General features: G+C 68.5%; 21 protein-coding genes. 5 read left to right on the top strand and 16 right to left on the bottom strand.

Features of this window, described 5'->3' with window-relative positions:
- Positions 1 to 84: 84 nt before the first annotated feature.
- The 9 genes from QM619_RS06645 to QM619_RS06605 form a co-directional block, all read right to left on the bottom strand.
- Positions 85 to 483: a Fur family transcriptional regulator gene (locus tag QM619_RS06645; RefSeq protein ID WP_415105737.1), complete on the bottom strand. Its 399-nt coding sequence runs from the start codon at positions 481 to 483 to the stop codon at positions 85 to 87.
- A complete protein-coding gene (locus QM619_RS06640; RefSeq protein WP_415105734.1) occupies positions 470 to 1456 on the bottom strand; it encodes a metal ABC transporter permease in 987 nt (328 codons plus the stop codon). The genes QM619_RS06645 and QM619_RS06640 overlap by 14 nt, the downstream gene beginning before the upstream one ends.
- A 1-nt stretch (position 1457) precedes the next feature.
- Entirely contained in the window at positions 1458 to 2219 is a 762-nt protein-coding gene (locus tag QM619_RS06635; protein ID WP_415105731.1) for a metal ABC transporter ATP-binding protein, read from the bottom strand.
- On the bottom strand, positions 2216 to 3175 hold the full coding sequence (locus QM619_RS06630; protein ID WP_415105729.1) for a metal ABC transporter substrate-binding protein: 960 nt from the start codon (positions 3173 to 3175) through the stop codon (positions 2216 to 2218). Before QM619_RS06630 ends, QM619_RS06635 begins: the two co-directional genes overlap by 4 nt.
- A 249-nt stretch (positions 3176 to 3424) precedes the next feature.
- Positions 3425 to 4354 (bottom strand): amino acid ABC transporter permease, encoded by a 930-nt coding sequence (locus tag QM619_RS06625; protein WP_415105726.1) that lies wholly within the window; start codon positions 4352 to 4354, stop codon positions 3425 to 3427.
- Positions 4351 to 5013, bottom strand: a complete 663-nt coding sequence (locus tag QM619_RS06620; protein WP_415105723.1) for an amino acid ABC transporter permease — start codon at positions 5011 to 5013, stop codon at positions 4351 to 4353. Before QM619_RS06620 ends, QM619_RS06625 begins: the two co-directional genes overlap by 4 nt.
- Before the next feature lie 60 nt (positions 5014 to 5073).
- The gene (locus QM619_RS06615) at positions 5074 to 5892 is read right to left on the bottom strand and encodes a glutamate ABC transporter substrate-binding protein (protein WP_415105720.1); all 819 of its coding nucleotides are present in this window, start codon (positions 5890 to 5892) and stop codon (positions 5074 to 5076) included.
- Positions 5893 to 5929: 37 nt separating this feature from the next.
- On the bottom strand, positions 5930 to 6670 hold the full coding sequence (locus tag QM619_RS06610; protein WP_415105718.1) for an amino acid ABC transporter ATP-binding protein: 741 nt from the start codon (positions 6668 to 6670) through the stop codon (positions 5930 to 5932).
- A 107-nt stretch (positions 6671 to 6777) separates the two neighbouring features.
- Positions 6778 to 6966 carry a hypothetical protein gene (locus tag QM619_RS06605; RefSeq protein WP_415105715.1) on the bottom strand — a complete coding sequence of 63 codons (189 nt, stop codon included), beginning with the start codon at positions 6964 to 6966 and terminating at the stop codon, positions 6778 to 6780.
- Positions 6967 to 7027: 61 nt separating this feature from the next.
- Here QM619_RS06605 and QM619_RS06600 point away from each other — a divergent pair, with 61 nt between their 5' ends.
- The gene (locus QM619_RS06600; protein ID WP_415105712.1) at positions 7028 to 7930 is read left to right on the top strand and encodes an ATP-grasp domain-containing protein; all 903 of its coding nucleotides are present in this window, start codon (positions 7028 to 7030) and stop codon (positions 7928 to 7930) included.
- Positions 7927 to 8442: a hypothetical protein gene (locus tag QM619_RS06595; RefSeq protein ID WP_415105709.1), complete on the top strand. Its 516-nt coding sequence runs from the start codon at positions 7927 to 7929 to the stop codon at positions 8440 to 8442. Before QM619_RS06600 ends, QM619_RS06595 begins: the two co-directional genes overlap by 4 nt.
- Positions 8443 to 8491: 49 nt before the next feature.
- Here the strand turns inward: QM619_RS06595 and QM619_RS06590 are convergent, their stop codons facing one another.
- Together QM619_RS06590 and QM619_RS06585 are read right to left on the bottom strand one after the other, a co-directional pair.
- Entirely contained in the window at positions 8492 to 8905 is a 414-nt protein-coding gene (locus QM619_RS06590; protein WP_415105707.1) for a PIN domain-containing protein, read from the bottom strand.
- On the bottom strand, positions 8902 to 9036 hold the full coding sequence (locus QM619_RS06585; RefSeq protein WP_415105704.1) for a hypothetical protein: 135 nt from the start codon (positions 9034 to 9036) through the stop codon (positions 8902 to 8904). Before QM619_RS06585 ends, QM619_RS06590 begins: the two co-directional genes overlap by 4 nt.
- Before the next feature lie 49 nt (positions 9037 to 9085).
- Between QM619_RS06585 and QM619_RS06580 the strand changes: the two genes are divergently transcribed.
- On the top strand, positions 9086 to 10285 hold the full coding sequence (locus QM619_RS06580; RefSeq protein ID WP_415105701.1) for a M20 metallopeptidase family protein: 1200 nt from the start codon (positions 9086 to 9088) through the stop codon (positions 10283 to 10285).
- A 24-nt stretch (positions 10286 to 10309) separates the two neighbouring features.
- On the opposite strand, the gene QM619_RS06575 is transcribed toward QM619_RS06580, so the two are convergent.
- From QM619_RS06575 to QM619_RS06565, 3 genes are read right to left on the bottom strand one after another with little or no spacing between them, the layout of a single operon-like run.
- Positions 10310 to 11233, bottom strand: a complete 924-nt coding sequence (locus tag QM619_RS06575; protein WP_415105699.1) for a MaoC family dehydratase — start codon at positions 11231 to 11233, stop codon at positions 10310 to 10312.
- Positions 11233 to 12687 carry a 3-oxoacyl-ACP reductase gene (locus tag QM619_RS06570; protein WP_415105696.1) on the bottom strand — a complete coding sequence of 485 codons (1455 nt, stop codon included), beginning with the start codon at positions 12685 to 12687 and terminating at the stop codon, positions 11233 to 11235. Before QM619_RS06570 ends, QM619_RS06575 begins: the two co-directional genes overlap by 1 nt.
- Positions 12687 to 13970: an acetyl-CoA C-acetyltransferase gene (locus QM619_RS06565; protein WP_415105693.1), complete on the bottom strand. Its 1284-nt coding sequence runs from the start codon at positions 13968 to 13970 to the stop codon at positions 12687 to 12689. Before QM619_RS06565 ends, QM619_RS06570 begins: the two co-directional genes overlap by 1 nt.
- A gap of 74 nt (positions 13971 to 14044) precedes the next feature.
- Between QM619_RS06565 and QM619_RS06560 the strand changes: the two genes are divergently transcribed.
- Together QM619_RS06560 and QM619_RS06555 are read left to right on the top strand one after the other, a co-directional pair.
- Positions 14045 to 14692 (top strand): TetR/AcrR family transcriptional regulator, encoded by a 648-nt coding sequence (locus QM619_RS06560; protein WP_415105690.1) that lies wholly within the window; start codon positions 14045 to 14047, stop codon positions 14690 to 14692.
- Positions 14689 to 16632, top strand: a complete 1944-nt coding sequence (locus tag QM619_RS06555) for an acyl-CoA dehydrogenase (protein ID WP_415105687.1) — start codon at positions 14689 to 14691, stop codon at positions 16630 to 16632. Before QM619_RS06560 ends, QM619_RS06555 begins: the two co-directional genes overlap by 4 nt.
- 146 nt (positions 16633 to 16778) lie before the next feature.
- Here QM619_RS06555 and QM619_RS06550 read toward each other — a convergent pair whose 3' ends face one another.
- Complete coding sequence (locus tag QM619_RS06550) at positions 16779 to 17156, bottom strand: hypothetical protein (RefSeq protein WP_415105684.1); 378 nt, start codon at positions 17154 to 17156, stop codon at positions 16779 to 16781.
- Positions 17156 to 17392, bottom strand: a complete 237-nt coding sequence (locus tag QM619_RS06545; protein ID WP_415105682.1) for a hypothetical protein — start codon at positions 17390 to 17392, stop codon at positions 17156 to 17158. The genes QM619_RS06550 and QM619_RS06545 overlap by 1 nt, the downstream gene beginning before the upstream one ends.
- Positions 17393 to 17595: the final 203 nt, after the last annotated feature.

The following is a 17595-nucleotide window of genomic DNA, read 5'->3' as shown; positions in this document are numbered from 1 at the left end:
CCGTCCCCGGCGTACCACTGCCCTCTATTGAAGAGGTCTCGACAAGCTCGACCAACCAGACGTTCGAGCGGTCGGTCGAAGGTCCTATGTGGTGCAGTCGGCGCAGACGCCGAAGAACTCCACCTCATGGTCGATCTCGGCGAAGCCGTATTCGCCGGCGATGTTCCGGGTCTGCTCTTCCAGGCCGGGGAGGTTGATCTCCACCGTCCGGCCGCATTTCCGGCAGACCAGGTGATGGTGGTGGCCGGGGGTGCAGGTGCGGTACGCGATCTGGCCGTCCGGGGTGCGGATGGTGTCCAGGTCGCCGCTGGACGCCATCGCCTGCAGCGCCCGGTAGACCGTGGCAAGGCCGACCGTCGATCCGTCCCGGCGGAGCCGGTCGTGAATCTCCTGGCTAGTGGCGAAGGAACTGCTGGCCTCGACCGCATCGCGGATCTCGGCGCGTTGCCGCGTCCGTCGTGGTGTTCGTTCAGTGCTCGTCATAGTGACCCTCGTGCGCGGCGTGCCGGTGACCATCGTGAATGTAGTCCAGATGACCGCCATGAGGTACGGCACGGTGCCCGCAGGTCTCGGAATGGACGTGCGGATGCTCCTCGGTGATCTCGTGGGAGCGCGGTGGTTGATCGTCGGTCAGCTCGATGGCCGGGGCGTTCCTGCGGGCCAGCAGCAGCGAGAACGGCCAGCTCAGCGCGAACAGGCCGATCGCGATCACCACGATCAGTGCGCCCGGTGCGGTGTCGAACTGGTAGGAGCCGATGGTCCCGCTGACCGCGGACAGCAAGCCCAGCCCCATCGCGGCCAGCATCGAGCGCCGGAAGCCGATCACCAGATGGTTGGCGGTGGCCACCGGCACCACCATCAGGGCGCTGACCAGCAGCAGCCCCACCGTCCGCATCGACACCGTGACGGTGACCGCGGCGAGCGCCACCACCAGGACGTTGTAGATCCGGACCGGCAGCCCGATCGTCCGGGCGAACGGCTCGTCGGCGCTCACCGCGAACAGCTGCGGCAACAGGCCGAGGCAGACCAGCAGCACCACGGCGCCCAGCGCCGCGATGATCCACAGCTCGGTGGCGCTGATGGTGAGCAGCGACCCGAACAGGAAGGCGGAGAGGGTTCCGGTGCCCTGGCCGGCCAGGCTGGCCAGCAGCAGACCGCCGGACAGGCCGCCGTAGAACAGGATGGCCAGGCCGACGTCCCCGCTGGTCCGGCCCAGTTCGCGGAGCAGTTCGATGCCGATCGCGCCGATTACGCAGACTACGATGGCGACCGGCAGCGGAGCGGTGCCGGTGAGGAAGGCGAGCCCGACGCCGGCCACGGCCAGGTGACCCAGGCCGTCGCCGAGCAGGCTGAGCCGGCGCTGCACCAGGTATGTGCCGATGGCCGGCGCAGTCAGTCCTGTGATCAGGGCGGCGATCAGCGCCCGCTGCATGAACTCCAGAGCGAGCCATTCCATCTCAGACCACCTCGAGTCCGGTGCCGTAGACGTGGCTGCGCGGCAGTTCGTGCACCTCGTGCCCGCCGGGTGCCGGCTGGAACGGTCCGTCGGCGATCACCCGGCCGTCGGCCAGGGTGATCGCGCGGTCGATCAGCGGCTCGAACGGGCCGGGCTCGTGCAACACCATTACGACGGTGTTGCGCCGTCGGCGCAGGCCGGCCAGCACGTCGGCGAGCACGCTTTGGGTGGTCTGGTCGACCCCGGCCAGAGGCTCGTCCCAGACCATCAGGTCGGCCTCGCCGGCCAGCGCGCGGGCGATCAGCACCCGTTGCTGCTGGCCGCCCGACAGCCGGACGAACGGAGCCTGGGCCTGGTCGTCCATGCCGACACGGGTGAGGGCGTCCGTCACGGCCTGACGATCGGACGCCGTCGCCGGCCACAGCGGACGCCGCAGCCCGAGGCGTCCCGAGGCCACGACCTCACGGGCGGTGGCCTGCTGCACCAGGATGGTGCTGCGCTGCGGCACGTAGCCGATCCGGCGCCAGCCGCGGAACCGGCCCAACTCGGTGCCGAACAGCTGGATCGTGCCCCGATGCGGCACCAGCCCCAGCAAGGCCCGCATCAGCGTGGTCTTGCCGGAGCCGTTGTTGCCGGTCACGGCGACCGCCTGCCCGACGCCGATCTCGAAGTTCGCCTGGCGGACGATGGGGACGCCCGACAGCACCACGTCGACCTGGTCTGCGGTGATCGCCGGAGCGGAGTGCCCTGAGGCAGGGGTCATGAACAGCCGTTCGCCTTCTGTAGCGAGGTGAGATTGGATTTCATGACCTCAATGTAGTCCGAACCGCGGGACTCCTCGGTCAGGCCTTCCAGCGGATCGAGGACGTCGGTGGCCAGCTGCAGGTCGCCGGCGATCGACTTCGCCACGGTCGGCGAAACCAGGGTCTCGAAGAAGATCGTGGTGACGCCGTTGGCCTTGGCCAGCTTCTGCACGGCGGCGATCCGGGCCGCGGTCGGCTCGGTGTCGGGCTCGATGCCGCTGATGCCGACCTGCTCCAGGCCGTAGCGGGCAGCCAGGTATCCGAACGCCTCATGCGAGGTGACGAACACCTTGCGCTGGCAGGAGCCGAGACCGGCGCGGTAGTCGGTGTCGAGCTGCTGCAGCTGGGTGATCAGTGCGTCGGCGTTGGCGGTGAAGGTCGCCTTGGCGTCCGGCATGGCCTCGGCGAGGGCGTCGCGGACGTGTTCGGTGACGGCCACCATGTTGTTCGGGTCGAGCCAGGTGTGCGGATCGAGCGCGCCGTGATCGTGTTCGTCGCCGTGCTCTTCCTCGCCTTCGTCGTGCGCTGCCTCGTGCAGGGTGAGGAAGGACGCGGTGTCGACCGTCCGCTTCGGCGTCACGGTCTGCAGCGCGGAGTCGACGGCTGCCTGGAAGCCCTTCTGGAAGATCAGCAGATCGGATTCTGCGATGCCGGCCACCTGCTTCGGCGACAGTTCCAGATCGTGCGGCTCGGCGCCGGGCTGGGTCAGGTCGGTCACGGTGACCAGGTCCTTGCCGACCTGCTCGGTGACGTACTCGAACGGATAGAACGAAGCGGTCACCTTCAGCGGTGTCACCGCCGCGGAGGCGGACGCGGAGGGGCTGGCCGAGCCGGTCGATGTCCCCGTCGAACATCCCGCCGTGATTGCCAGCCCGAGGGCTGCCGCCGCCGTCACTACCGCCCTGAACGTCTTCATGACAATCATTCTCATGGTGTTCGGAGTGGGTGTCAAAACGGGCTCCAGGCAGGTCATGCTGGCTCCCACTCGGAATGCCGGCTCCCACTCGGAATGCCGGCTCCCACTCGTCATCCCGGCGAACGCCGGGATCTCGGCCGCGATATCTCGTCCGCGCGACACGGGATCACGGGGCAAGCACGGGATGACGCGTTGTCGCCGGTTGGCGGGTTCGGCCGGGATGACGGTGCGAGCCGGGGACTACACGGCTCAGTCCCTCGGTGGGGGTGGCTGGTACGGCTCGACCAGATCGTTGGACGGGCCGCCGGGCTCCACGCCGCCCTGGACGATGGTGGGCGCCGCCGTAGTGAGCGGTGCTGCCGTGACAGTGCGCTTCCGAAGGCGATGTTCCACGGCACGGGCCAGCCTGGTCAGCGACCAGTTGATCAGGATGAAGAGTCCCGCGGCGACTATGTAGGCGGGCGCCGGGTTGGCAAAGGCGGAGCCCAAGGTCTTCGACCAGGTGAGCAGTTCTGAATAGGTGATCTGGTAGCCGAGTGCGGAATCCTTGACCACCACGACCAGCTGGCCGATCAGCGCGGGCAGCATGGCCACCAGTGCTTGGGGCAACTGGATCGAGCGCAGCGTCTGGCTGGGAGTGAGACCGATCGACAGGCCGGCCTCGGACTGGCCCTTGGGCAGAGCATGGACACCGGAACGCACCAACTCGGCGATCACCGAACCGTTGTAGAGGGTGAGTGCGACGACCACGGCCATCAGCGGGTTCACATCGTTGCGGAACCAGCGGACCACCAGCAGGGCATTGAACAGGAAGATCATCATGATCAGCACCGGAACAGCCCGGAAGAACTCCACGATGACTCCGCTCACCCAGCGGATCCAACGGGTGTGGGCCAGCCGTCCGATACCGAGCAGCAGGCCGAGTGCGCCCGCCAGTACGACGGAGAGGGCCGCGGCGATCGCCGTCCCGATGAGGCCCCTGGCGAGATAGTCGCGCCATGCGCTCACCGTGAGGAACGGCATCCACTTCTCGGCGGTCAACTGCCCTCTGGCTTCGAGTTGATAGACCACCGCGGCGAGAATGCCGATCACGATCACCACGCCGACAATGGTGAGGATCAGGTGGCGCCGCCGGGCCTTGGGTCCCGGAGCGTCGAAGAGGACCGCCTGGGCGCTCATCGTTTCACCGCCAGACGCTGTGAGAGATGAGTGAACCACACGCCCAGCGGGAGAGTGAGGATCACGAAGCCGAGGGCGAAGATCGCGAAGACCGGGAGACTGCCGGTCTCATTCTCGACGATTGTCGCCATCAGGCCGGCGGCGTCCGATACTCCGATGACGGCAGCCACTGTGGTGTTCTTGATCAGCGCGATCAGCGTCGACCCCAGCGGAGCGATGGCGCCGCGAAATGCCTGAGGGAGCAGTACCTCGGTCAGTGACTGACGGAAGGTGAGCCCGATCGAGCGTGCAGCCTCGGCCTGCCCCGGCGGGATGGTGTTGACTCCGCTGCGCAGCGCTTCGCAGACGAAGGCCGCGTGGTACACGCTCAGCACGATCACGGCCCAGATGAAGGCATTGGTCTTGGCATCGTCTGACCATCTGAGGCCGAGGATGAAGCTGGCGCCCAGAATGCTCGCCACCATCAGCACCGTCAGTGGTGTGTTGCGCAAGATGTTCACGTAGCTGGTGCCGATGAACTGCAAGACCGGCACCGGTGAGACACGGCATATCGCCACCAACGTGCCGAGGATCAGTGCTCCGAGGGCCGAGAGCACCGCCAACTCGATGGTCACCCAGAAGGCGGCCAGCACGTTGTACTTTGCGAGAATGTCGCCCATCAACGTCGACCCTTCGACTCGCCGGAGGGTGCCGCGGTGGGCGACACCCTCCGATGGGAATTACGAGCAAGCGGCGGGTGTGGGCGGATTGCCCTCTCCCGGCTTGTACCCGGCCGGGCCGAGGTTCTTGTCGAGGAACTTCTGCCAACTGCCGTCGGCGAGCATCGACTTGATTGCGTCGGTCACCTTGTTGCACAACTCGGTGTTGCCCTTCTTCAAGCCCACGCCGTAGTTCTCGACGGTGAACGGCCTGCCGACGACCTTGAGCGTGCCTTTGTACTCGGGCTGGGCGGCGTAGCCAGCCAGGATGGTGTCGTCGGTGGTGAGGGCGTCAACCGTCCCGGCGGCGAGTGCAGCGACGCAATCGGAGTAGCCAGAGAAGTTCTGCAGGTTGACCCCCGGCACCTTCTGCTCGACCTGCTGTGCCGAGGTGGAGCCGGTCACCGAGCACAGCTTCTTGCCCTTGAGCGAGTCCACGCCGGTGATCGAGGTGTCGTTGGCGCGGATCAGGAGATCCTGGCCGGCGACCAGGTAAGGCCCGGCAAACGAGACCTTCTCCTTCCGCTGGTCGTTGATCGAATAGGTGGCCACCACCAGGTCGACCTGGCCGCTCTCGATCAGCGTTTCCCGTTGAGCCGAAGGCGCCTGGGTCCACTGGATCTTGTCGGGCGTGGTGCCGAGCTTGCCGGCGATGTAGGTGGCGACATCGACATCGAAACCCGAGTAGGTCTCGCCCGTCTTCAGCCCCAGGCCGGGCTGGTCGAATTTGATGCCGATCTTCAGATTGGACAGGTCGGTGGTGGATCCGCCGCCACAGGCGGTCAGGGATAGCGCGAGCGCGGTGGCCGCTAGGGTGGCGCCGATCTTCTTCAGCGTCATGGTCGAACTCCTTTGCGATTCGGGTTCTGTTGCTCGGTCAGTGGGTGAGGATCTTCGACAGGAAGTCCTTCGCGCGGGCCGATGTCGGGTTGGTGAAGAACTCGGCCGGTGTGCCGGTCTCGACGATCTCGCCGTCGGCGAGGAACACCACCTTGTCGGCGGCCTTGCGGGCGAAGCCCATCTCGTGGGTGACCACGATCATGGTCATGCCCTCTTTGGCGAGTTCGACCATGACGTCCAGCACCTCGTTGATCATCTCGGGATCCAGCGCCGAGGTCGGCTCGTCGAACAGCATCACCTTGGGGTTCATCGCCAGCGAGCGGGCAATCGCGACCCGCTGTTGCTGGCCGCCGGAGAGTTGGGCCGGGTACTTGGCCGACTGATGGGCGACGCCAACCCGGCCGAGCAGTTCCATGGCCCGCTGCTCTGCCTCGACCTTTGGCGTCTTGCGCACCTTGATCGGGCCCAGCGTGACGTTGTCCAGGATCGTCTTGTGGGCGAACAGGTTGAAGGACTGGAACACCATGCCGACGTCGGCACGCAGGTTGGCGAGCTCCTTGCCTTCGTCGGGTAGCTTCTTGCCGTCGATGGTGATGGAGCCGGTCTCGAAGGTCTCCAACCGGTTGATCGTGCGGCACAACGTCGATTTGCCCGACCCGGACGGGCCGATCAGGATCACCACCTCGCCCTTGGCGACGGACAGGTTGATGTCCTTGAGTACATGCAGATCACCAAAGTGCTTGTTGACGCCTTCGATCACGACGAGTGGCTCTGGCATCTCGGCACGTTAACCCGGCTACTCATGAGTTGACAAGCAATTTCGACGCCGTCCGTACGGATTGTCATCGTTTTGCAACCGAGCGGGGGCGGCGTCTGGGTCGACTCTCAGCCGCGCAGATGGGCAGCCAGATCGGCTGCTGCGGAGGCGATCCGCTGCATCTCCTGGCCCCCGTCGCACGTGATCAGCGCGACAATGACGGGTGGTCCCCAGGCGAGCGCCCGCACCTCGCCGCCGCTGGCCTGCCAGCGCAGGACGGCAGCCAGATCGTCGGACGGCTCGCTCGGTTCGGTCACCAGATCATCATGCTCACCAACCCGGAGCGCGAACAAGGGTCGGTGAGGTTGGATGGTGGCCATGCCGACCGTCACCCTGATCACCTCCAGGCAGGTGCTGATCGACCCGGCGCAGGGCGACCCCGAGCTGCTGCTGGTGCAGGCCGAGCTGGTCGGTCGCGGCGCCCGGTGTGAGCTGGCCGATTGGCGACAGGCGTCCGTACTGTCGGCCAGTGACCTGGTGGTGATCAAGTCACCCTGGGACTATCCGCGTCACACGGCCGAGTTCCTGACCTGGCTCGATCGGACCGAGTCCCAGACCCGGGTGCTGAACCATCCCGAGGTGATCCGCTGGAACCTGGACAAGCGCTACCTGGCCGAGTTGGCCGGCCGCGGCGTCGAAGTCTGTCCGACGGTGTTCTGCCGGACGCCGGACGAGGTGCGTGGCGCCATCGCCACGCTGCCGGGCCGGGTGGTGGTGAAGCCGACGGTGTCGGCGTCGTCGGCCAACACCGGGCTGTTCGAGCCGGACGACCCGGCCGCGCTCGACCTGGCCCGCCGGATCGTCGAACTCGGCAAGGAGGTGATGGTCCAGCCGGCCATCGCGTCGATCGCCGAGCTCGGCGAGCGGTCGCTGGTGTACATCGACGGTCGCTTGGTGCACGCCGTGCGCCGCGGACCGCTGCTGGCGCTCGGCGGCGGGATGCTGCCCGCGGGTGACCGTGTTGCCTCGGTCTGCCCGGTCGATGCCGCCCCGGACGAGCGGGCGCTGGCGGAGCAGGTGCTGGCCGTCGCCGCCGAGTCGATGACGGCGCGGAGCGTCCGGGAATCGTTCCTGTATGCCCGTGTCGACCTGGTTCGCGACGCCGCGGGACGTCCGATGCTGGCGGAGCTGGAATTATTCGAGCCGAGTCTGTTTCTGCGGCTGGCTCCTGGCGCGAAACAGCACTACGCGGACGCCGTGCTGGCACGCTTGGAGGTATGAGCGCGCAACGAGATCTCGGCCAGTCGATGCTGCAGGTGATCTTCAGCTTCTTCGTCGGCCTGGTGGTGACGGCTTTCATCGGAATCGGCGTCAACACCTTCTATCCGGAACCCAATTACTCCACAAGCCCCGACGGCGCCTGGAATGCCTATCGGCTGACCACGTCGATCATTTTGTTGATCTGCGCGACCGTGGTGATGTTGTTGTCTCTGGCGATTGCGAACACCGGTTCGGTGCTGGCCAACGGGGCGCTGCTGGGTGGCCTGTTCACGATGATCTATGCGGTGGGCATCGGCATCTCGGCCGGCCAGCAGTGGCCCCGATTCCTGGTGATGAGCATCGCCCTGGTCGTGACGGTCGGTGTCGGCTGGTGGAAGTTCAGCCGTCGCCGGGCGGGGACGGCGACGCCGGCAGGCTCGGCCGATGCCGGCGTCCTGCCGAGCGAAGCCGAGGCCCGGCTGACCGCGGTGGAGGCCAAGCTGGACGCCCTGGGCCGGGCGCTGCGTGACTAGGCCCTCCCCAATCAGTTCTGCCCTCCCGTCGACAGGAGGGCAGAACTGATTAGGGAGGGCCTAGACCCGGAACGATGCGGACATGAGGCTCGCACAGCCGGCTGAGGTCGTCCGGATCGGAGGTCAGCACGGCCACCGGCCGAGTCTGGCGAGAGGCGAGTTCGGCCACGGTGGCGTCGATCGCGTGGCTGTGGCCGTGCCTGCCGGACGCCGCCAGGAGGGCCGCCGCGGCCCGCGCCGATCGCTCGCTGACCGGCTCGACACGGGTTCGGGACAGTACCCGATCGAGTCGGCGGCGGTTCAGCCACGGGTGCGAGACCTCCACGATCGTCATCGCGGAGACGACCAGATCGGACTGGTTTCGATGCGCCGCTGCGAGCAGCGCCATCACCGCGGCGTCCTCGCTCAGCCAGCTCGAGAAGCCCTGGGAATCCAGGACGACTGTGCCGCCCCACGGGGTCACGCGACTGCGCCCTCGCTCGCGCCACCGAACAGCGCGACCTCCGCCGCGTAGCCGGACAGATTGTCGGTCAGGCCGCGAGCTGTCTCCACCAACTCCTCGGGGAGCGTGATGGTGATCTTCCGGGTTGCCATGCCCTCACCATGCCGCGGTATGGCCGCAAGGGTTCCCTAGGGTGTGGCGATGACCGCAACCGCCATCGCCGCACGGATCCACCCCGAACTGTGCGCGCTGCGCCGCGAGATCCATGCCGACCCGGAGTTGGGCAACCACACCCCGCGGACGCAGGCGCGGATCCTCGCCGCGCTGGCCGGGCTCGATCTGGAGATCCGCACCGGGACCTCGCTGACCAGCGTCGTCGCAGTGCTGCGAGGTGGCGCCGAGACCACCGCGACCAGGCCGGTGGTGTTGCTGCGCGCCGATATGGACGGTCTTCCGGTGACCGAGGCCACCGGCCAGGAGTTCGCCGCCGACACCGGAACCATGCATGCCTGCGGCCACGACCTGCACGTGGCCGGACTGGTCGGCGCGGCGAAGATCCTGCACGAGTTGCGTTCCCAGCTGCCGGGCGATGTGGTGTTCATGTTCCAGCCCGGCGAGGAAGGGCCAGGCGGTGCCGGTCCGATGATCGCCGAGGGCGTCCTGGACGCGGCCGGACGCCGGGCCGACGCCGCCTACGGACTTCACGTGATGGCCGCCCAGTACCCGTTCGGGGTGTGGAGCGGGCGTCCCGGCGTGCTGATGGCCGCCGCCGACCACTGTCAGGTCGTCGTCCGCGGACGCGGCGGGCACGGCTCCCAGCCGCACAACGCGCTGGACCCGGTGCCGGTCGCCTGCGAGATCGCGATCGCCCTGCAGACGATGGTGACCAGGCAATTCAGTGCCTTCGACCCGGTCGTGGTGACCGTCGGCCGGATCGCCGCCGGCAGCAAGGAGAACATCATCCCCGACGACGCGCAGCTGGACATGACGGTGCGCACCTTCTCGGCGACCAACCACGCCGGCATCCCGGAACGGATCGGACGCCTGGCCCGCGGCATCGCCGAAGCCCACGGGATGACCGCCGACGTGGACTATCAGCGTGGCTATCCGGTGACGATGAACGACGAGGCCGAGTATGCGCACGTGGTGGATACCGTCGTCGACCTGTTCGGCGCCGACCGCTACGTCGAGGAGCCCTTCCCGAAGGCCGGCGGCGAGGACTTCAGCCTGATCGGGCAGCAGGTGCCGAGCGCGTTCATCTTCGTCTCCGCCTACCCCGGCGCCGACTTCGCCACGGCCGCCACCAACCATTCCGCGCGAGCGCTGTTCGACGACGGAGTGCTGGCCGACTCCGCCGCGCTGCTGGCCGAAGTGGCGATCAGGCGGTTGCGCCGCGGCTGAGGCGTCGGCGTCCAGCCCGGATGGCTACCGACCAGTGACATCCATGGTGAGAAACACCTTGTCAGCGGCGCGGTTGGTGAGCTGCGCGGCGAGTCCGCCGTCCGTGGTCGCGGCGGCGAACCGGACGGTGGACGGCAGCCGGACCGGCTTGCTGAACCGCACCGACACCTGGAAGGAATCGGGCAGCCGCGGCTGGAAGGCGGCCAGCGCGCGGGCGTGGGTCCACATGCCGTGGGCGATCATGCCCGGCAGCCCGAACGCCTTCGCCGCCAGCGGGTTGAGATGGATCGGGTTCACGTCGCCGGACACCGCCGCGTAGCGCCGGCCCAGGTCGGACTGCAGCCGCCACAATCCGGCGGTGGGCAGGTCGGCCACCGCCGTCCGAGCCTGGTCGTCGGCCGGTCGAGCCTCGCCGGTTGTCGTTGGTCGTGCTTCGTCGGGTTCGGTTGGTTGAGCTTGTCGAGACCCCGCTGCCAGCGACGCGGAACGGTTCAGATAGGTCGAGCGTCCCGTCCAGACCGGCTCGCCGGCCACCAGGACCTCGCCGACCAGGTCGACCAGGACGCCGCGGCGATGTGGCCGCAGGGCGTCGGCGTGCACGGTCAGCTCCATCGGCTCGGTGATCGAGACCGGGTGAACCTGAGTGAGGGTGTTGCTGACGTGCACCATGCCCAGCGGCGCCAGCGGGAAGTCGGGTGCCGTCATCAGGGTCAGCTGCAGCGGGAAGGTCAGCACATGCAGCCAGGTGGCCGGCAGCCGATCGGTGAGGGTGAAGCCGCATACCTGGTTGTAGGCGGCGACTTCGGCGATCTCGCAGCGGTGATGCAGCAGGTGCACCACCCGATCGGGCAGACCGGCGGCGGCCGGCGGCCGCGCCCGCGGCGAGAGGGCGCGGGCGTATTGCCCGGTCGCTGTGGGCATCCCGTCCAGGACGACGACGTCGCTCATCAGCGCCCCACGATCAACTGGCCACAGACTCGGAGCACCTGGCCGTTCATCGGTGTGGCCGGGTCGGCCAGGAAGACGATCGCCTCCGCCACGTCGACCGGACGCCCGCCCTGCAGCAGGCTGGACGAACGGCGGAAGATCTCCCGGTCGATCACCGGAATGGACGCCGTCATGTCGGTCTCGATGAATCCGGGGGCGACGCCGTTGACGGCGATCCCGCGGTCGGCGAGCTGGGCCGACAAGGCCCGCACCATGCCCATCACCCCGGCCTTGGACGCCGCGTAGTTGGTTTGGCCACGGTTGCCCGCCCAACCGCTGGTGGACGCGATGGCCACGATCCGGCCGCCGTCGGCGACACCACCGGCCTGATCGGGGTCGAGCAGGATGTCGTTGATCCGCAGTTGGGCGGCCAGGTTCACCTCCAGCACGGCGCCCCAACGCTGCTCGTCCAGGTTGACCAGCAGTTTGTCCCGGAGAATCCCGGCGCAATGCACCAGGGCACCGATCCGGGCGTCCGGGCCGTACCGTTCGACGACATGCCGGGCGATCCGCGCGCCGGCGTCCGACGCGGTGATGTCGAGCTGCAACGCGGTGCCATGGATCTCGTTGGCGACCCCGGCCAGCGCCTGGCCGGCGACCGGGACGTCGACCACCACCGCACGAGCGCCGTCGGCGGCGAACCGGCGGGCGATCGCCGCGCCGATGCCGCGGGCGGCACCGGTGACCACCACGATCCGCCCGGATCGCCGGTCGAGACTCTCGTCGTGTAGCCGATCGAGCTTGTCGAGACCCTCGCTGGTTTCGACACGCTCAACCAGCGGAGTCAGTACGAAGGGCTGACCGTCCACATAGGCCGAGCGTCCCGACAAGGCGAAACACACCACCTGGGCCAGCTCGGACGGCGTCGTCCCGGCCGCGACCTGAATCAGGTTGCAGGTGGCGCCGAAGCGGAGCTCCTTGCCGACGCTGCGCATGATGCCGTCCAGCGCCTGCCGGACGGCCGCGGTCTCCACATCGGACGCCGATGCGGGATCGGCGGCCACGATCAGCACCCGACCGGACGGTTCCAGCGCCTTCACCGCCGGACGCAGCGCCGCCCGGACCTGTTCCAACTGCCCGATCCGGTTCGCCGCGGTGGCGTCCACGACGATGGCGCCGAGGCGTCCCGGGTAGGCGGGCGGACGCTGTCGGCCATCGGCGTCGGTGGTCCGGGCGTCCGGGGTGTCGATCAGGGCGGGCTGGACGTCGATGCCGAGCGTCGCCAGGGCGTCCGGAACCAGCGAGCCGGCGTCCGGCTCGACAACGTCCAGCCCAACGACGCCCAGCGCGATTGGTCCGGACGGCATCGCCTCGCCGCGACGCAGCACGGTGGCCTCCGGCAGACCGGCCTTGGCGGCGACCGCCTTGCCGATCCGAGAGTCCAGGACGCCGGAGATCAGGTCGTCGATTGTCATCAGCAGGCCTCCACGATCGCGACCAGGCCCTGACCGCCGGCGGCGCAGACCGAGATCAGGCCGCGACTGCCGGCACCCTTGGCGGCCAGCATCTTCGCCAGCGTGCCCAGGATCCGGGCCCCGGTGGCGGCGAACGGATGCCCGGCGGCCAGCGACGAGCCGTTGACGTTGAGCTTGGCGCGGTCGATCGAGCCGAGCGGGCCGTCCAGGCCGAGCACGCCGCGGCAGTAGTCGGCCGACTCCCAGGCGGCCAGCGCGCACAGCACCGTCGACGCGAACGCCTCGTGGATCTCGTAGTAGTCGAAATCCTGCAGCGACAGCCCGGTGCGGGCGAGCAGTCGAGCCGTGGCGTGCACCGGGGCCATCAGCAGGCCCTCATTGCCGAGCACGTAGTCGACGGCCGCGGTCTCGGCATCGACGATCCGGGCCAGCACCGGCAGATTCCGCTGTCGCGCCCAGCCTTCATCGGCGAGCAGCACGGTCGCGGCGCCGTCGGAGAGCGGGGTGGAGTTGCCGGCGGTCATCGAGGCGTCCGGACCGTCACCGAACACCGGACGCAGCTTCGCCAGCTTCTCCACCGAGGTGTCGGCGCGCAGCGGCTGATCGCGGGTCAGGCCCAGATAGGGGGTGACCAGGTCGTCGAAGAAGCCGGAGTCCCAGGCGGCGGCCAGGTGGTGGTGGCTGGCCGCGGCCAGTTCGTCCTGCGCCTGCCGGGCGATGCCCCACTGTGCGGTGGTCAGCGCCTGATGTTGGCCCATGTTCAGCCCGGTGCGGCGCTCGGCGGCCTTCGGCACCTCCGGGGCCAGGTCGCCGGGCCGGACGCTGGCCAGCGTCTTCGCCTTGTCCAGCGGAGTCTTGGCGGCATTCAGCCTGATCAGCGTCTTGCGCAGCCGGTCGCTCACCGCCACCGGCGAGTCGGACGCCGAGTCGACGCCCCCGGCGATGGCGACGTCGATCTGCCCGACCCGGATCCGGTTGCTCAGCTGCACCGCGACGGCGAGGCTGGTCGCGCAGGCCTGTTGGACGTCGTAGGCGGGGGTCGCCGCACTCAACGCCGAGGACAGCACCGCCTCGCGGGTCAGGTTGAAGTCGCGGCTGTGTTTGAGGACGGCACCGGCCCCGACCTCGCCGAGGCGCTCGCCGGCCAGCCCGAATCTGGCCACCAGGCCGTCGATGGCGGCCGTCAGCAGGTCGATGTTGGTGGCGGAGGCGTAGGCGCCGCCGACCTTTCCGAACGGGACGCGGTTGCTGCCCACGATCACCGCGTTGCGCAGGTCTGCCATCGGGTCTCCTCAACTGGACAAGTTATCGACACTCACGGTAGCAGGTACAGGAAGTATCGGGTAGTGTGGCGGTCGTGAAAACGCAGCTGGACGGACGCGACACCCGGTGGACGGAGCACCGCCGGCAGCGCCGCCGTGAGCTGGTGGAGTCGACCCTGCGCGCCATTCGCCGGCACGGCGCGACGGTCGGCATGGACGAGATCGCCGCCGAGGCGGGCACCTCGAAGCCGGTGATCTACCGGCACTTCGGCGACCGTCCCGGCCTGTACCGGGCGGTGGTCGAGAAGGTCGCCCAGTTCATCCTCGACGACCTGCGTGCCTCGGTCGACTGGGAGGCGTCCGTCGACGGCGACGACCTCGGCCGGCTGATCCGCGACCTCACCCACAGCTACTTGCGCCTGGTGCAGCGCGACCCGGAGATCTACCGCTTCGTGATGGCCCGGCCGCTGGTGGACGGCGATCTGAGCGACGACCCGGTGACCGGGCTGACCATGCGGATCGGCGAGCGGATCGCGGAGTTGCTGCATGCCGGCGGCCTGCCGGCCGACCGGGCGGACACCTGGGGGCACGGTCTGGTCGGCTGCGTCCGGGCCGCCACCGACCAGTGGATCCGGGCCGGAATGAACCGTCCGGCTGCTGAGGTCGCCGACGACCTGTCCGACTTGTTCGCGCCCGCCTATCGCGCGAATCGCCTTGTCAACACCCTGGAAGGACACCGATGAGCAGCATCGCAGCCACTCGCCGCGCTACCGAAGAGACGTTTGCCGCACCCGGATTGGGCGACGCGCTGCTGGCCGCGTTCGAGGGCCCGCACCACCAGCGCCGGACGGCGGGACGGGCCGCCTTCCCGTCCGCGGGCATGCTCCGGGACCCCTCGTTGGGGGTGGACGAGGCCCGTGCCTGGACGCTGCGCCGGCTCCAGGAACTGGTCGCCGTCGGCTTCGGGCAGGCCATCGTCGGCGTCGAGGAAGCGACCGCCGACATCCAGATCCAGTCGCTGGTCGACTTCGAGACGGTCGCCTACGGCGACCTGTCGGTGGCGATCAAGTCCGGCGTCCAGCATGGCCTGTTCGGGGGAGCGATCGCCGGCCTCGGCACCCCCGAACATCACGAATCGTTCCTGGCCGACGCGCTCAGTCTGCGGACCCTGGGCTGTTTCGCGATGACCGAGCGCGGACACGGCAGTGATGTCGCCTCGCTGGAGACCACGATCAGTTACGACCCGGACGCCGACGAGTTCGTCGTCCATTCGCCCAAGGAGTCGTCGGCCAAGACCTACATCGGCAACGCCGCCGCGCATGGCCGAATGGCAGCCGTCTTCGGTCAGCTGGTGGTCGACGGCATCGAACGCGGGGTGCACTGCATCCTGGTGCCGCTGCGGGACGTCGACGGCCGCACCCTGCCCGGCATCGCCATCGGCGACAACGGCCACAAGGGCGGTCTGCTCGGGGTCGACAACGGCACCATCGCCTTCGACCACGTCCGGGTGCCCCGCGAGATGCTGCTCGACCGATTCGGTTCGGTGGACGCCGAGGGCCGCTACGTGTCGACCATCGAGAACCCCAACCGGCGCTTCTTCACCATGCTGGGCGCGCTGGTGCGGGGACGCATCTGCATCGGCGGCGGGGCGGCGATCGCCGCGCGCCGGGCCTTGTCGATCGCGACCCGCTACGCCGAACGCCGGGCGCAATTCCGGCACCCGCATTCCGACGACGAGTCGCCGCTGCTGGACTACCTGTCGCACCAGCGCAAACTGCTCCCGGCGATCGCCCGTGCCTATGCGCTCGGCTTCGCCCAGAACGACCTGATCGACGCCTACGGGACGGTGAGTTCGGACGGCGCCCACGATCCGCGGGCGCAGCGGGCGCTGGAAACTCTGGCCGCCGGACTGAAGGTGCTGAACACCGACTTCGCCAACACGGCAATCCAGACCTGCCGCGAGGCCTGCGGCGGGGCCGGATACATGAGCGAGAACCAGCTCACCCAGCTGCGGGCCGACACCGACGTGTTCGCCACCTTCGAGGGCGACAACACGGTGCTGCTGCAGCTGGTCGCCAAGGGCGTGCTGACCGACTATCGCGACGTCTGGGGCGGCCTGGGCAGATTCGGCCTGGTGCAGGCGTCCGCCCGCCTGGTCGGCGGAGCGGTGATCGAGCGGACCGGGGCCGGGCTGTTCGCCGAGCGTTTGGCGGCCGCCGCGCGGCGCAAGGGCGATTCGGCCGCCGTCTCCGACCGGGGCTGGCACGCCTGGATGTTCGAGGAGCGGGAGCGGCACAGCGTCGACTCGCTGGCCCGCCGGATGCGCTCCGCCGACCGGGATTCCTTCGATCAGGTCAATGCGATGCAAGACCACGTGCTGTTCGTGGCCCGCGCGCACATGGAGCGGGTGGTGCTCGATTCGTTCATCGCCGGCATCGAGGCCTGCCCGGCGGGCCCCGCGCGGCAGACCCTGAACGAGCTCTGCACCCTGTTCGCCCTGACCAGCCTCGAATCGGACGCCGGCTGGTACCTCTCCCACAACCGCATGTCAGACACCCGCGCCAAGGCCCTGCGGCGCCAGATCAACCAGCTCTGCCACGATCTGCGTCCCCGCGCCACAGCACTGGTCGACGGTTTCGGCATCCCCGCCGACTGGCTCGGTTCCGCGATGCTGGACGCCTGACTCCCTCACCCGCGAACGTTGGGGACGGTTCTTCCGTATTCGAATCTCGCATGTCCGGGGACGGTTCTTCCGCGTTCGGAATTCGCATGCGCGAGAACCGTCCCCTCGCGTTCGGAATTCGCATGCGCGAGAACCGTCCCCGAAGATTAGAACCGTCCCCGAAGATTCGTCCCCGAAGATTCGTCGGCTGGCCTGATCAGCGGTGCGCAGATCAGGGGAGCCCGGCCCAGCGTCCGGAGGCGGTGGCTGCTGCACCGACGACCACGACGATGATGTAGGGCCCAGTTCAGCTTCAATGCCAGGGCGGCGGCGCCGATGCCGAGCAGCCGCGAGTCGAGCACCAGCGATTGGCCTTTGGCGACGGTGTTGCTGACCACCAGGGACGCCAGCAGGCCGACGGTGAGGGCTGCCGCCAGGGACGGGACGAAGGGCCGGTCGAGCACCGACTTGGGCAGCAGGTAGCCGGACACCTTCAGGGCGTACGCCGCCGCGCAGGCCAGCAACACCCAGAGCCAGAGGTCCATTACGCGGCCCTCCGTTGCTGCGCCGCCCATACTCCGGCGGCCACCACGGCCGCGATGATGATCGGCAGTCCGGGCGGCGTGAGCGGGGTGAACACCACGGTCACGAAGGCGCACACCACGGCGATCGCGATCGGATTGCGGCCGTGCAACCGTGGCCACAACAAGCCCAGGAAGGCCGCGCAGGCGGCGCCGTCCAAGCCCCACATCGCCGGATCGCCCATCGCGTTGCCGGCCAAGGCGCCGATCAGGGTGAACAGATTCCAGGCGACGAAGACGCCCAGCCCGGCCGTCCAGAAGCCGCGGCGCTGCTCGTTAGGGCCTGTAAGGAATTTTCGGGGCGTGTTGGCTGTTCGGCCAGCTGTGACGGTGATTGAGAGATGGACTGAGGAGCGGCTTCAGGCGAGGTATGGGGTCTTGCTTCCGCTCCTAGATGAGCGGT

Source organism: Micropruina sp., from assembly GCF_047606665.1.
In the GTDB taxonomy this organism is placed as follows: domain Bacteria; phylum Actinomycetota; class Actinomycetes; order Propionibacteriales; family Propionibacteriaceae; genus Micropruina.
This window is presented reverse-complemented; position numbering and strand designations above follow the sequence as displayed.

Excerpts from the sequence above, each read along its gene's own strand:
- QM619_RS06645 (WP_415105737.1), bottom strand. The coding sequence starts at position 483 with ATGACGAGCACTGAACGAACACCACGACGGACGCGGCAACGCGCCGAG.
- QM619_RS06640 (WP_415105734.1), bottom strand. The coding sequence starts at position 1,456 with ATGGAATGGCTCGCTCTGGAGTTCATGCAGCGGGCGCTGATCGCCGCC.
- QM619_RS06635 (WP_415105731.1), bottom strand. The coding sequence starts at position 2,219 with ATGACCCCTGCCTCAGGGCACTCCGCTCCGGCGATCACCGCAGACCAG.
- QM619_RS06630 (WP_415105729.1), bottom strand. The coding sequence starts at position 3,175 with ATGAAGACGTTCAGGGCGGTAGTGACGGCGGCGGCAGCCCTCGGGCTG.
- QM619_RS06625 (WP_415105726.1), bottom strand. The coding sequence starts at position 4,354 with ATGAGCGCCCAGGCGGTCCTCTTCGACGCTCCGGGACCCAAGGCCCGG.
- QM619_RS06620 (WP_415105723.1), bottom strand. The coding sequence starts at position 5,013 with ATGGGCGACATTCTCGCAAAGTACAACGTGCTGGCCGCCTTCTGGGTG.
- QM619_RS06615 (WP_415105720.1), bottom strand. The coding sequence starts at position 5,892 with ATGACGCTGAAGAAGATCGGCGCCACCCTAGCGGCCACCGCGCTCGCG.
- QM619_RS06610 (WP_415105718.1), bottom strand. The coding sequence starts at position 6,670 with ATGCCAGAGCCACTCGTCGTGATCGAAGGCGTCAACAAGCACTTTGGT.
- QM619_RS06600 (WP_415105712.1), top strand. The coding sequence starts at position 7,028 with ATGCCGACCGTCACCCTGATCACCTCCAGGCAGGTGCTGATCGACCCG.
- QM619_RS06595 (WP_415105709.1), top strand. The coding sequence starts at position 7,927 with ATGAGCGCGCAACGAGATCTCGGCCAGTCGATGCTGCAGGTGATCTTC.
- QM619_RS06585 (WP_415105704.1), bottom strand. The coding sequence starts at position 9,036 with ATGGCAACCCGGAAGATCACCATCACGCTCCCCGAGGAGTTGGTGGAG.
- QM619_RS06580 (WP_415105701.1), top strand. The coding sequence starts at position 9,086 with ATGACCGCAACCGCCATCGCCGCACGGATCCACCCCGAACTGTGCGCG.
- QM619_RS06575 (WP_415105699.1), bottom strand. The coding sequence starts at position 11,233 with ATGAGCGACGTCGTCGTCCTGGACGGGATGCCCACAGCGACCGGGCAA.
- QM619_RS06570 (WP_415105696.1), bottom strand. The coding sequence starts at position 12,687 with ATGACAATCGACGACCTGATCTCCGGCGTCCTGGACTCTCGGATCGGC.
- QM619_RS06565 (WP_415105693.1), bottom strand. The coding sequence starts at position 13,970 with ATGGCAGACCTGCGCAACGCGGTGATCGTGGGCAGCAACCGCGTCCCG.
- QM619_RS06555 (WP_415105687.1), top strand. The coding sequence starts at position 14,689 with ATGAGCAGCATCGCAGCCACTCGCCGCGCTACCGAAGAGACGTTTGCC.
- QM619_RS06550 (WP_415105684.1), bottom strand. The coding sequence starts at position 17,156 with ATGGACCTCTGGCTCTGGGTGTTGCTGGCCTGCGCGGCGGCGTACGCC.